The sequence below is a fragment of the Pantoea ananatis LMG 2665 genome (assembly GCF_000710035.2).
Classification (GTDB): Bacteria; Pseudomonadota; Gammaproteobacteria; order Enterobacterales; family Enterobacteriaceae; genus Pantoea; species Pantoea ananatis.
The window spans coordinates 497,981-509,769 of the sequence record NZ_JMJJ01000005.1 but is presented as its reverse complement, the minus strand read 5'-3'; the positions used below and the strand labels follow the sequence as shown (position 1 = coordinate 509,769).

At 55.6% G+C, this 11,789-nt stretch carries 14 protein-coding genes and 1 other annotated feature; of the genes, 1 reads left to right on the top strand and 13 read right to left on the bottom strand.

Features of this window, described 5'->3' with window-relative positions; genetic code table 11:
- Positions 1 to 10: 10 nt before the first annotated feature.
- The 12 genes from EL29_RS10345 to hisL all read right to left on the bottom strand — a co-directional run bounded on the left by EL29_RS10345 (position 11) and on the right by hisL (position 9,469).
- On the bottom strand, positions 11 to 487 hold the full coding sequence (locus tag EL29_RS10345) for a YbaK/prolyl-tRNA synthetase associated domain-containing protein (protein WP_013026357.1): 477 nt from the start codon (positions 485 to 487) through the stop codon (positions 11 to 13).
- Positions 474 to 809, bottom strand: a complete 336-nt coding sequence (locus EL29_RS10340; protein ID WP_013026356.1) for a helix-turn-helix domain-containing protein — start codon at positions 807 to 809, stop codon at positions 474 to 476. Before EL29_RS10340 ends, EL29_RS10345 begins: the two co-directional genes overlap by 14 nt.
- Positions 806 to 2,122, bottom strand: a complete 1,317-nt coding sequence (locus tag EL29_RS10335; protein ID WP_028715319.1) for a type II toxin-antitoxin system HipA family toxin — start codon at positions 2,120 to 2,122, stop codon at positions 806 to 808. Before EL29_RS10335 ends, EL29_RS10340 begins: the two co-directional genes overlap by 4 nt.
- A gap of 113 nt (positions 2,123 to 2,235) precedes the next feature.
- Positions 2,236 to 2,847 carry a bifunctional phosphoribosyl-AMP cyclohydrolase/phosphoribosyl-ATP diphosphatase HisIE gene (gene hisIE / locus EL29_RS10330; RefSeq protein WP_013026354.1) on the bottom strand — a complete coding sequence of 204 codons (612 nt, stop codon included), beginning with the start codon at positions 2,845 to 2,847 and terminating at the stop codon, positions 2,236 to 2,238.
- Positions 2,841 to 3,617, bottom strand: a complete 777-nt coding sequence (hisF, locus tag EL29_RS10325; RefSeq protein ID WP_028715318.1) for an imidazole glycerol phosphate synthase subunit HisF — start codon at positions 3,615 to 3,617, stop codon at positions 2,841 to 2,843. The genes hisIE and hisF overlap by 7 nt, the downstream gene beginning before the upstream one ends.
- Complete coding sequence (gene hisA, locus EL29_RS10320; protein ID WP_014594060.1) at positions 3,599 to 4,336, bottom strand: 1-(5-phosphoribosyl)-5-[(5-phosphoribosylamino)methylideneamino]imidazole-4-carboxamide isomerase; 738 nt, start codon at positions 4,334 to 4,336, stop codon at positions 3,599 to 3,601. The genes hisF and hisA overlap by 19 nt, the downstream gene beginning before the upstream one ends.
- Entirely contained in the window at positions 4,336 to 4,926 is a 591-nt protein-coding gene (gene hisH / locus EL29_RS10315; protein WP_028715317.1) for an imidazole glycerol phosphate synthase subunit HisH, read from the bottom strand. Before hisH ends, hisA begins: the two co-directional genes overlap by 1 nt.
- On the bottom strand, positions 4,926 to 5,993 hold the full coding sequence (gene hisB / locus EL29_RS10310) for a bifunctional histidinol-phosphatase/imidazoleglycerol-phosphate dehydratase HisB (protein WP_014594058.1): 1,068 nt from the start codon (positions 5,991 to 5,993) through the stop codon (positions 4,926 to 4,928). The genes hisH and hisB overlap by 1 nt, the downstream gene beginning before the upstream one ends.
- Positions 5,994 to 5,995: 2 nt before the next feature.
- On the bottom strand, positions 5,996 to 7,066 hold the full coding sequence (gene hisC / locus EL29_RS10305; protein WP_013026348.1) for a histidinol-phosphate transaminase: 1,071 nt from the start codon (positions 7,064 to 7,066) through the stop codon (positions 5,996 to 5,998).
- Positions 7,063 to 8,370 (bottom strand): histidinol dehydrogenase, encoded by a 1,308-nt coding sequence (hisD, locus tag EL29_RS10300; protein WP_022623381.1) that lies wholly within the window; start codon positions 8,368 to 8,370, stop codon positions 7,063 to 7,065. Before hisD ends, hisC begins: the two co-directional genes overlap by 4 nt.
- 3 nt (positions 8,371 to 8,373) lie before the next feature.
- On the bottom strand, positions 8,374 to 9,273 hold the full coding sequence (gene hisG / locus EL29_RS10295) for an ATP phosphoribosyltransferase (protein ID WP_013026346.1): 900 nt from the start codon (positions 9,271 to 9,273) through the stop codon (positions 8,374 to 8,376).
- A 52-nt stretch (positions 9,274 to 9,325) separates the two neighbouring features.
- Positions 9,326 to 9,446: a sequence feature (His leader region), on the bottom strand.
- The gene (gene hisL / locus EL29_RS10290; RefSeq protein WP_100396937.1) at positions 9,422 to 9,469 is read right to left on the bottom strand and encodes a his operon leader peptide; all 48 of its coding nucleotides are present in this window, start codon (positions 9,467 to 9,469) and stop codon (positions 9,422 to 9,424) included. (Overlaps the previous feature by 25 nt.)
- A 179-nt stretch (positions 9,470 to 9,648) precedes the next feature.
- Between hisL and EL29_RS10285 the strand changes: the two genes are divergently transcribed.
- Complete coding sequence (locus EL29_RS10285) at positions 9,649 to 10,476, top strand: SDR family oxidoreductase (protein ID WP_013026345.1); 828 nt, start codon at positions 9,649 to 9,651, stop codon at positions 10,474 to 10,476.
- Positions 10,477 to 10,509: 33 nt separating this feature from the next.
- On the opposite strand, the gene EL29_RS10280 is transcribed toward EL29_RS10285, so the two are convergent.
- Positions 10,510 to 11,787, bottom strand: coding sequence for an NAD(P)/FAD-dependent oxidoreductase (locus EL29_RS10280; RefSeq protein WP_013026344.1), 1,278 nt, complete (start codon positions 11,785 to 11,787; stop codon positions 10,510 to 10,512).
- Between the last annotated feature and the right edge of the window lie 2 nt (positions 11,788 to 11,789).

Below are 11,789 nucleotides of genomic sequence, written 5' to 3'. Positions count from 1 at the left end.
GTGATGGCAATTAGAGGATGATTTTCACAGTGTTAGCCCCACAAAGTGCACGGTAATCCTGGATGTTCAGGATCACTGAGTGGTCCAGCACGCCCGCATTAAACGCAATCTCATCGTAACGTTCAAACAGCAGCGGATCGACTATCGGCAGCAAATCAGGATGAAAACTGAACGGGGGAATCGCACCAAATACACAGCCCGTCAGCGCATCGACCTCCGCAGGTGAGGCAAGGGATGCCCGACGTCCTCCCACCGCTAAGGCCACTTTACTGAGATCGGCCTGCTGGTCGGCGGGCAGTACCGCCAGAACATGCTGTTTGATCCCATTGCCTTTCACATGGCACACCAACGCCTTTGCACCCTGACCGATTTCCGTGCCACGAATCGTTGCCACCGCTTCACATTTGCCGGTCGCTTCGTGCTGCATCAGGCGATAACGTGCGCGATTTTGGTCGAGTAGGGCAATTAATTTTTCATGAGTAGTCACGGTTCTCTCCCTGAGCAGTGAGTTGCAGCATCAGTGTCTGCAGCATATGTGGTTGACGCGGTAGCACGCCAGTTTTCAGACCCAGCGGTCTTAAGGCCCGGTTGAGCGTACTCAGGGTCGTATTTTCTCTGTCCTGCTCGATATCTGATAGTGTCCGGCGGCTAATCCCTGCCAGCGCTGCATAGCGTTCCTGTGAAAATCCCAGCACGTTTTTGCGAAGCTGCATCAGGAGTTCACCCTGTGACAATTTTTCTTCAAGAAACTGCTGAAGAAGGTTTAGCAGCATTGCCTCGCGTTCAAACGGTGACAGCGTTTTCTTCATAGTTGCCAGCCTTCAATACGCTGATCCAGATAATCAAAGCCAAGAGCCGGCATAGTCAGAATCGATGCTGGTATACCTCGCTGAAGCAGACGCTCTTTGAGTCCGATAAGCTGTCGGGCCAGTACGGCCAGCTCAGCCAGTAATCTGTCCGATGGCACCAGGTCATCCAATGCGGCAGCAATCTTTTGCCATTGATATTGTCCCCCCTCCTCAAAAGGCGCCCCCCATTGCGTCGTGCGTACCACGCCTTCAGGATCCGCTTTCATCGGCGCAAAATCATAGATGGGTGCAAGCCACATGCCGGTGTCCTTTTTCAGAATCGCGCTGTTACGACCATGATTATCAGAATTGCCAAACGCAATATTCAGCATGTCACGTTTTACCCACTCAATGACGAACGCCTCTTGCGCGCGTCTGTCAGGATTAAGGTGTGTAATCAGCGTGCTAATTACCTCAAAATGATTGAGATAGCTGCCTGGCGGTTTTCGCATTATTGAATAGACAGATTCCAGACCATACATCACTTTTTCGCCCGCGATGTAAGACACATCAAAGCGGGGTAACCATAAGGAAGGATAACGGCTACCTTCACACAACTTCATTTTTTCACAGGGAATGGTGTCGAAACCCATCGACGCTAATTCATGATAGTAGTGGTATTCGGCGCGAAGTATGTCGCAATCGATCGCGCTGCGCGCACCGCGCGGATACTTCACCAGATAATGCGCATCCTGATTGTGTACATCGTCCTGCCAAGTATCTATCCATACCTCATCCTGTGGCGTATAGCGCAATAAGAGTTTTGGCGCTTCACCGCCAGCCCCGGTCGCTCCACCGCTGGCTGCACCCATTTGCTGAGCGTACGCCAGAAAATCACTGTCACGTTCGATGGCCCATTCAGACGGAAAACGTCGGTCACGTAGCTGACTTTGCGCGGGTAACGCGGGTATCGACTCTTTGATGCGCTGGTTTCCCACTGGTGCAATTGTGCCAGATTTCAGCAACCAGAAATCCTGCTCAGCGGCAGACTTTCCCTGTAACCCAAGCTGCTGAATCCAGTAACGTCTACTGGCACCTGCAGGCATAATGTCATCCAGAAAGGTAAACCACGGACGAGCCGCATAGCTGCCAATAAGCATGACCGGGTAATTCAGACTGCAGCTGGCATAATCATTCCGATCAAGATATTCAACAGCGTAGTCAAAGTTATAGGCGAGTAAAGCGGGACTTTCACGTCCCTGGTGGGGATGTTGGATATTGAGCTGGGCAGCATCATGCCAGCGGCCCTTAATAAACAGCTGGAGTGTGAGCATGACAACTCCTGTTGAGCAACATTATGCTCAATAATAGCGTTTAATTAATTTTTTGAGAAGGATACTGCTCAGAATCCGCATAAAAGTGGAATTCTGAGCAGTATATTGCACCGTTATTTATGACGGGCGCGCAGATTACTGATGATCGTGCTGAGATCTAAATCCTGGTCCTGCAGCAGAACCAGCAGATGATAGATCAGATCCGAGGCTTCGTTAGTCAGCTCTTCGCGATCGTTCACCGTCGCCGCCAGTGCGGTCTCCACGCCTTCTTCACCGACTTTCTGCGCGATGCGCTTGGTGCCGCTGGCATAGAGTTTCGCGGTGTAAGAGCTGTCCGGATCGGCGCTTTTACGTGACGCCAGCAGTTGTTCCAGCTGATAAAGGAACGTCCAGTCCGGTGCAGCAGGCGAGAAGCAGCTGGAGGTGCCTAAGTGGCAGGTTGGGCCAATCGGGTTCGCCAGCACCAGCAACGTGTCGTTGTCGCAGTCCGGCGTGATGCTGACGACCTGCAAAAAGTGGCCTGAGGTTTCACCCTTTGTCCACAAGCGGTTTTTGGTGCGTGAGAAAAACGTCACGTTACCGTCCTGCAGGGTTTTATTCAGCGCATCCTGATTCATATAACCGTGCATCAGAACTTCACCCGACACGTTGTGCTGGACGATAACCGGCATCATGCCTTGGGTCTTTTCCCAGTCTAACCGGGACAGCTGTTGTTCAGTTAACACGCGCGAATCTCCACACCGTTGTCGATCAGAAAGCGTTTCAGCTCGCCGATATTAATAATCTGTTTGTGAAACACCGAGGCCGCAAGAGCACCGTCAACGTTGGCCTGCTCAAAGGCCTCAAGGAAGTGGACCATGGTACCGGCTCCGCCAGAAGCAATCAGCGGCACCTTGCACACGTCACGGACTTTCTTGAGCTGCACCAGGTCATAGCCGTTGCGTACGCCGTCCTGATTCATCATATTCAGGACAATTTCGCCTGCGCCCAGCTTTTGCACTTCCTGTACCCAGTCCAGCGTTTCCCATTGGGTGACGCGCGTCCGGGATTCATCGCCCGTATACTGGTTAACGTGATATTTACCGCTGGCATCATCGAACCAGGTATCAATGCCCACCACAATGCACTGCACGCCAAAGCGGTCAGCCAGGCGGGTAATCAACGAAGGATCGGCCAGGGCAGGGGAGTTAATGGAGATTTTATCCGCGCCAAACTCCAGAATCCGGGCCGCATCTTCCGGGGTTTTAATGCCGCCGGCCACACAGAAAGGAATGTCGATAACCTCCGCCACGCGTGAAACCCAGCTTTTGTCTACAACGCGGTCGTCCGATGAGGCGGTGATATCATAAAACACCAGTTCATCGGCACCTTCCTCCGCATAGCGCTGCGCCAGCGGCACGATGTCGCCAATAATTTCATGGTTGCGAAACTGAACGCCCTTAACCACCTGACCGTCGCGTACATCAAGACAGGGAATTATCCGTTTTGCCAGCATGCTATTGCCTCCGAAACTGTAAATTTACCTTCCAGCAGCGCACGTCCGACAATCACGCCCTGAACGCCGCTACCGCGTAAGGCGGCAATATCACTGAGTTCACCAATACCGCCCGAAGACTGAAACGCAATCTGTGGAAAACGTGCGGTCACTTCTTTATACAGGTCGACGTTAGAACCGCTGAGCGTACCGTCACGGGAAATATCTGTGCACAGAACATGCTTCAGGCCAACGGGCTGAAACTGTTCGATGACCTCTTCCAGCGTGATACCGGACGCTTCCTGCCAGCCGCTGATGGCGACCTCTTTGCGGTTCGCCGCATCGATGCGCACGTCCAGCGCCAGCACGATGGCGTCCGGGCCAAATTCGTTAAACCAGGCTTTGACTTCCTCAGGCTGTTTGACGGCAGTCGAACCGACCACCACCCGGCTGGCACCGGCATCCAGCAACGCTTTTACGTCATCCCGGTTACGGATACCGCCGCCAACCTGCACGACCGCCTCAACGCCGTTGAGCAGCTTCTTCAGTAAGGCAATCTGGCGTTTAGCCGGATCTTTGGCACCGGTCAGATCAACAAGGTGCAATACCGTTGCCCCCTGGCCGGCGTAGTCCTGCAACCGGGGCAGCGGATCGCTGCCGTAATCACGCTGTTGCGCATAATCACCCTGATGGAGGCGCACGACCTTGCCATCGATTAAATCTAAAGCGGGGATAATCATCACATCTCCAGGAAGTTTTTCAGCAACTGTGCGCCCACTTTGCCAGAGCGTTCCGGGTGGAACTGCACGCCAAAGAAGTTATCTTTCTGCACTGCGGCGGTAAAGGCCTGGCCATAGTGGCACTGGGCAATGGTGCTGGCATTCACCGGCATGGCATAGCTGTGGACGAAATAGAAATAGCTGCCTTCGTCGATGCCGCGAAACAGATGATTGCCCGCCTGAGCGGTAATCTGGTTCCAGCCCATGTGGGGAAGCGGTAATCCCTGTGTATCCATCAGCGAGACAGGATGGTCGATAATGCCCAGCGTCGGCACGCCACCGTTCTCTCCACTGTGGCTGCCCAGCAGTTGCATACCCAGACAAATACCCAATACCGGTTGCGTACAGGCCTTGACCAGCTCAATCAGCTCGCGCTCCAGCAGCTGGTTCATCGCGGCCTGCGCGGTTCCCACGCCCGGCAAAAACAGCTTATCGGCGCGCAGCACCACGTCAGGATGACGGCTGACTTCCGGCGCGTAGCCCAGACGCTCAACAGCCCATTTTACCGACGACAGGTTGGCACAGCCCGTATCCAGGATCACCACGTTCATCAGAGCACTCCTTTCGAGCTCGGCAGGGTATTTCCCTCAACGCGAATGGCCTGGCGCAGCGTGCGGCCAAAGGCTTTAAACAAGCTCTCTACGCGGTGATGGTCGTTTTTACCTTTCGTCTTGAGATGCAGGGTACTCATCATGGCGTAGGACAGCGAACTGAAGAAATGTTCCACCATCTCCGTGCTGAGATCGCCCACGCGCTGGTAGCTGAATTCGGCTTTGAATTCGATATGTGGACGACCAGAGATATCCAGCGCGCAGCGCGCCAGGCACTCGTCCATTGGCAGCACAAAACCAAAACGGCCAATGCCGCGCTTGTCGCCAAGGGCTTTCAGCAATGCCTCGCCCAGCGCCAGACCGGTATCTTCAACCGTGTGGTGGTCGTCGATATACAGATCGCCTTTCACTTCGATATTCATACGAAAGCCGCCGTGCACCGCAATCTGATCCAGCATGTGATCAAAGAAGCCCACACCGGTGTTAATCTTGCTGCCGCCTTCGCGATCCAGCCACAGTTCAACGCGAACCTGGGTTTCTTTGGTGTTGCGCTGCACCAGTGCGTAACGATCGCGTTGCGTCAGCTGCTGCTGAATGGCCTTCCAGTCCTGACCTTCTGCACCATAGCGAATACCCTGAATGCCCATATTCTCGGCCAGCTGAATATCGGTCTGACGGTCGCCAATCACATAGCTCTGAGCCGTGTCGAGAGCGCCCTCTGCCAGCCAGGCTTCCACCATTTTGGTTTTTGGCTTGCGGCAGTCGCAGTCATCTTCTGGCTTATGGGGACAGATCAAAATATCGCTAAAGCGAATGCCCTGGGAAGCCAGAATCTGCATCATCAGATTATGCGGGCCATCAAAATCGGCCTGAGGAAAACTGTCCGTGCCCAGGCCGTCCTGATTGGTGATCATGACCAGCTGATAGCCCGCGTCCTGTAATGCCAGTAAGGCGGGGACAACATCAGGTTCGAACGCCAGCTTATCCATCCGATCTACCTGAAAATCCTGCGGAGGTTCAGAGATAATCGTGCCGTCGCGGTCAATAAAAAGGGTCTTCTGACTCATGCTTACTCCAGAGATAAGGCTTGCAGCGCGGCGATCAGGCGCTCGCACTCTGTTCGGGTTCCTACAGAGATACGCAGACAGCCTGCAAGGCCGGGGTTCTTGTTTTGGTCACGCAAAATAATGCCCTGATCCCACAAGGTTTTAAATACCCTGGGCGAGTCAGTAAAGCGCACCAAAATATAGTTGGTTTCGCTGGGAAATACCTGCTCGACCGCGCGAATCCGCGGTAACTGCTCAAACAGCCAGCTGCGATTGGCATTCAGCTCGGCTACGTGCTGACGCATCAGGGCAATGCCTTCTTCGCTCAGTGCCTGGCCTGCCACGTCGGCGACCGGGGTGGCAAGCGGATAGGGCGCAATAACTTTCATCAGCAGATCGATAACCGTCTTATTGGCCAGCGTAAAGCCACAGCGCAGGCCCGCCAGCGCGAAGGCTTTTGATAACGTACGCAGGATCACCAGGTGCGGGTAATCCTTTAACCAGCCCGCCAGCGTCGCCTCGGGACAGAATTCAATATAGGCTTCATCCGCCACCACCAGCGCTTTTCCGGCGGTCATAGCCAGCAGCTGACGGATAGCGTCCTGATCGATCAGGTTACCGGTGGGATTATTCGGGCTGCACATATAGACGACTTTCACGCCGTCCAGCTGTTCGGCGATGGCGGGCAGGTTTAACTGCCAGTCTTCCCGCGCCGGAACGGTACGGTATTCAATGCCGATGGTTTCGGCACTGACGCTGTACATGCCGTAGGTCGGCGGGCAGAAAAGAATGGCATCTTTGCCCGGCTCGCAGAAGGCACGCATCAGCAGCTCAATGCCTTCATCTGCGCCACGGCTGACCAGTACCTGCTCTGGCGTAAGCCCGGCATAGGCCGCATAGCGGGTGATAACCTGTTTCGGCTGGCACTCCGGGTAGCGATTCAGGGTTTGCTGCGACAGCTCGAAGGGCACCGGCAGCGGGAATTCGTTGGCATTCAGCCAGACATCGCCATTGCCCCCCAGGCGGCGAGCTGACTGATAGGGCGTCAGCGCACGCACGTTGGCGCGTGCCAGCTGTTCAATTTCCTGACTCATGCTTGCTCCTTGAGTGCGGCAACGCGCAACGTGACGGCATTTTTGTGGGCGTGCAGCTGTTCAGCGGCCGCCAGGGTTTCGATGGTCGCCGCCAGGTTCAGGAAGCCCTGCGGCGTCAGCTCCTGTACCGTCATGCGTTTCTGAAAGTCGGCCAGGCCCAGGCTGGAGCATGTCGCGGTATAGCCGTAGGTCGGCAGCACGTGGTTGGTGCCCGAAGCATAATCTCCTGCGGATTCCGGTGACCAGTCGCCCAGGAAAACCGAACCGGCGCTGGTAATCTGTTCCACCAGATCCCGTGGCGTGCGGGTTTGCAGAATCAGGTGCTCCGGACCATAGCGGTTGGAGATCGCAATGCATTGCTGCATATCCCGAGCGACGATCAGGCGGCTGCTTTCCAGTGCCTGGCGGGCTGTCGCCGCACGTGGCAACTGGGCCAGCTGATCCTCCACCGCCTCGGCGACGCGCTCGGCCAGCGCCAGCGAAGGCGTCAGTAAAATCACCTGCGAGTCAGGGCCGTGTTCCGCCTGCGACAGCAGATCAGAGGCAACGAAGGCCGGTGTGGCACCTTCATCGGCAATCACCAGCACTTCCGACGGGCCAGCGGGCATATCAATCGCCGCGCCATCAAGGCACTGGCTGACCTGACGTTTGGCTTCGGTAACCCACGCGTTGCCCGGACCAAAAATTTTATCTACCTTAGGGATGCTTTCGGTGCCAAAGGCCAGGGCGGCAATCGCCTGTGATCCACCCACCTGGAACACTTCTTCCACACCGCAAAGTTTGGCCGCGTAGAGAATTTCATCAGCAATCGGCGGGGGCGAGCACAGCACCACGCGACCACAGCCCGCAATCCGCGCCGGGGTAGCCAGCATCAGAACGGTAGAAAACAGCGGGGCAGAACCGCCCGGAATATACAAGCCCACCGATTTCATCGGGCGCGTAATTTGCTGACAGCGCACGCCGGGCTGCGTTTCCACATCCACCGGCGGCAGGATCTGCGCACGGTGAAAGGTTTCAATATTGCCAATGGCCACGGCCATCGCCTGTTTCAGCTCGTCACCAAGGCGATCGCTGGCCGCCTGCATCTGCTGTGGCGTAACGCGCAGGTCGTCTGTTTCAACCTTGTCAAAGCGCGCGCTGAATTCTCGTAAAGCCGCATCGCCTTCCTCTTTCACTCTGACCAACACATCGCGCACGATCTGGCTGATGCTGTCAGACGAGGCGAGCGCAGGGCGTGCCAACAGCGCCTGCTGCGCCTCGCTGCTGCAGGCTTCCCAGTTCACGGGCGTCATGATTCTGCTCATCGTTTACTCCAGCATTTTTTCGATTGGCAACACCAGAATTGAACTGGCACCCAGCGCTTTGAGTTTTTCCATGGTTTCCCAGAACAGCGTTTCACTGCTTACCATGTGCATCGCCACGCGGCTGACATCGCCGGCCAGCGGCAGAACGGTAGGGCGCTCGGCGCCAGGCAACAGGCTGATCACGTCTTCCAGACGCTCACTCGGCGCGTGCAGCATGATGTATTTGGATTCGCGCGCTTTAATCACGCCCTGAATACGGGTCATCATTTTATCAATCAGCTCCTGCTTGGCCGCTGGCATCTCGCCGTCGCGCTGAATCAGCACGGCTTTCGAGCGATAGATGACTTCGACTTCGCGCAGGCCGTTCGCTTCCAGCGTCGCGCCGGTGGACACCAGATCACAGATGGCGTCGGCCAGACCGGCACGCGGGGCTACTTCGACCGAGCCGTTTAATAAACAGGATTTAAAATTGATGCCTTGCTTGTCGAGGTACTGCTTTAACAGGTGAGGATAGGAGGTGGCGATACGGGCGTTATTCAGGCACTGTGGGCCGGTATATTCGTCATCAACCGGCATTGCCAGCGACAGGCGGCAGCCGCCAAAATCCAGGCGACGTAGCGTGAAGTAACGCGGGTCTTCGCCCTGCGCGCGGCGGTCCAGCATCTCTTCTTCCAGCACGTTCTCGCCGATAATGCCCAGATCCACTACGCCGTCCATCACCAGTCCCGGAATATCGTCATCGCGCACCCGCAGGATATCAATAGGCATATTTTCCGCAAAGGCGATCAGACGCTGTTGCTGAAGATTAATTTTGATACCACAGCGCGCCAGGAGCTCGCGTGAATCATCGCTTAATCGACCTGATTTCTGCATAGCTATGCGTAAACGGCTATTGTCTAACATTGTTCCTGTCCCCTTGATTGACCTGTCCTGAATGATTGATTTGCGTCAGCCCATAAAAAAACCCCCGGAAGACGATCTTCCGGGGGTTCTCTTGCGTTCGCACCACTGGAAGATCCTAGACGTCTTCCAGCACACATCGCCTGAAAGACTAGTCAGGGTGATGGTGGTGATGATGGTTGAACTGAACGCGTGTCATAAAATTCTCGATTAATGAAATCTTATTCATTTGTGTGGAATTAACCTAACGAAGATAGTTGAAATTGGCAACTCTTTTTTAATGTTGATATTCGCAAAGCGCCGAAACACTTTGAACTGGTTTGCAACTCAGGGGGAGCTTAAGATGGAAGAATCTTTGAGTCTGCAGCAGGAGACAACATGAAAAAGGTCGCAATAGTAGGACTGGGTTGGCTGGGCATGCCGTTAGCCATGGCGTTGAGCGCCCGAGGCTGGCAGGTGACCGGCAGCAAAACCACGCCGGATGGCGTTGAAGCGGCCCGTCGCTGCGGGTTAGACGCGTTTCAACTGGAACTGACGCCCGACCTTATCTGCGATGCTGAAGATCTGGATGTGCTGTTCGACGTTGACGCCCTGGTCGTTACCTTACCCGCCAGTCGCACGGCAGAGGGCGGGGACGCCTACGTCCAGGCGGTACAAAACGTGGTAGACACGGCGTTGGCCCATAGCGTACCGCGCATTATTTTCACCAGCTCAACCTCCGTGTACGGCGGCAGTTCGGGGATCAAAACGGAAAAAAGCCTGCTGCAGCCGGAAACTACAGCGGGCAAAACGCTGGTGGATCTGGAAAACTGGCTGCACGATCTGCCCGGTACCAGCGTGGATGTTCTGCGTCTGGCGGGGCTGGTGGGGCCTAAGCGTCATCCGGGACGTTTTTTGGCCGGTAAGCAGGCGCTACCCAACGGTTCCCACGGGGTCAATCTGGTTCACCTTGATGATGTGGTGGAAGCGATCATGCTGCTGCTGCAAACGCCCAGGGGCGGCCGGACCTTTAACCTGTGCTCTCTGAAACATCCGTCCCGCGCGCACTTTTATCCCGGCGTGTCACGCCAGCTCGGCATGACGCCGCCGACTTTCGCCGCCGAGGCGAGTGACGACAGCGGTAAGCTGATAGACGGTTCGCGTATCTGTCATGAGCTGGGTTTTGAGTACCGCTACGACGATCCCCAAAAAATGCCGCTGGAATAACGCTGGCGCTGCCCTGCACGCGCAACCCGGTATTTACACGCCGAGCCTGTCGCGCAGCGCATACCATGCGGCGCCCATCGCCGTCAGTGGCACTTTAAACCGCCGTCCGCCAGGGAAGGGCAGATGCGGAAGCTTCGCAAAGGCGTCGAAGCGCTCCGCATCGCCGCGCAGCACTTCGCTGATAAGCTTGCCGGAAAGGTGAGTACAGGTGACGCCGTGACCGCTGTCGCCCTGCATAAAATAAACGTTGTTTTCCAGCCGACCAAACTGCGGCATGCGCGACAGCGTCAGCAAAAAATTGCCGCTCCAGGCGAAATCAATTTTTACGTTGTGCAACTGCGGAAAGGTGCGCAGCATCTTGGGACGGATCATTTTCTCCACGTCGCCAGGTTCCCGCGCGCCGTAAACGACGCCGCCGCCGTATAGCAGGCGGTTATCTGCGGTCAGGCGGAAATAATCCAGCAGATAGTTACAGTCCTCGACCGAATAGTTATTGGGTAACAGCGCAAGCGCCCGATCGCGCGACAGCGGTTCGGTCGCGATAATCTGCGAGCCGCACGGCATGCTTTTCCGGCTCAGGCGTGGTTCCAGCTCCGAAGGTAAATAGGCGTTACCCGCGAAGATCAGAAAAGTGGCACGCACTTCACCTTGTGCTGTTTTCACCCGGTTTGGCGCACCATAGTCAACGCTTAACGCAGCAGAATGCTCATAAATGCGTCCGCCGTGACGACGAATCGCTTCGGCTTCGCCCAGCGCCAGATTCAGTGGATGCAGATGCGCACCACGTTTGTCGAGTAATCCGCCGACATAGCGTTCTGTCGCGACTTCCCGCCGAATGCCCCGTTCGTCCAGCAGTTCCAGCTCATGATTGCCATAGCGCGCCCAGGCCGCTTTTTGTTTCGCCAGATGCGCCATCTGACGAGAATTAAAGGCGGCAAAAATGCCACCCGGGCGGTAGTCGCAGGCGATCGCATAACGATCGATACGATCGCGGATAATATCCCCGCCTTCAAACATCATGCTGCCCAGCATTTTCGCGGTGTCTTTGCCATAACGCTGTTCAATCACATCTACATCCCGGCTGTAGGAGTTCACTGCCTGTCCGCCGTTGCGACCGCTGGCACCAAAACCGACCCGTGCGGCTTCAAGCAGTACCACATCATAGCCCGCCTCGGTTAAAAACAAACCGGCTGACAGGCCAGTAAAGCCCGCGCCGATAATGCAGACGTCACACTGAATGCTTTCCTGTAATACTGGCCAGGGCGCATGTGGATTCATTGTTGCGGTGTAGTAATTTTCCACATAATTCATAT

Coding starts and splice junctions, on each gene's coding strand:
- EL29_RS10340 (WP_013026356.1), bottom strand. CDS start 809: ATGAAGAAAACGCTGTCACCGTTTGAACGCGAGGCAATGCTGCTAAAC.
- EL29_RS10335 (WP_028715319.1), bottom strand. CDS start 2,122: ATGCTCACACTCCAGCTGTTTATTAAGGGCCGCTGGCATGATGCTGCC.
- hisF (WP_028715318.1), bottom strand. CDS start 3,617: ATGCTGGCAAAACGGATAATTCCCTGTCTTGATGTACGCGACGGTCAG.
- hisA (WP_014594060.1), bottom strand. CDS start 4,336: ATGATTATCCCCGCTTTAGATTTAATCGATGGCAAGGTCGTGCGCCTC.
- hisH (WP_028715317.1), bottom strand. CDS start 4,926: ATGAACGTGGTGATCCTGGATACGGGCTGTGCCAACCTGTCGTCGGTA.
- hisB (WP_014594058.1), bottom strand. CDS start 5,993: ATGAGTCAGAAGACCCTTTTTATTGACCGCGACGGCACGATTATCTCT.
- hisC (WP_013026348.1), bottom strand. CDS start 7,066: ATGAGTCAGGAAATTGAACAGCTGGCACGCGCCAACGTGCGTGCGCTG.
- hisD (WP_022623381.1), bottom strand. CDS start 8,370: ATGAGCAGAATCATGACGCCCGTGAACTGGGAAGCCTGCAGCAGCGAG.
- hisG (WP_013026346.1), bottom strand. CDS start 9,273: ATGTTAGACAATAGCCGTTTACGCATAGCTATGCAGAAATCAGGTCGA.
- EL29_RS10285 (WP_013026345.1), top strand. CDS start 9,649: ATGAAAAAGGTCGCAATAGTAGGACTGGGTTGGCTGGGCATGCCGTTA.
- EL29_RS10280 (WP_013026344.1), bottom strand. CDS start 11,787: ATGAATTATGTGGAAAATTACTACACCGCAACAATGAATCCACATGCG.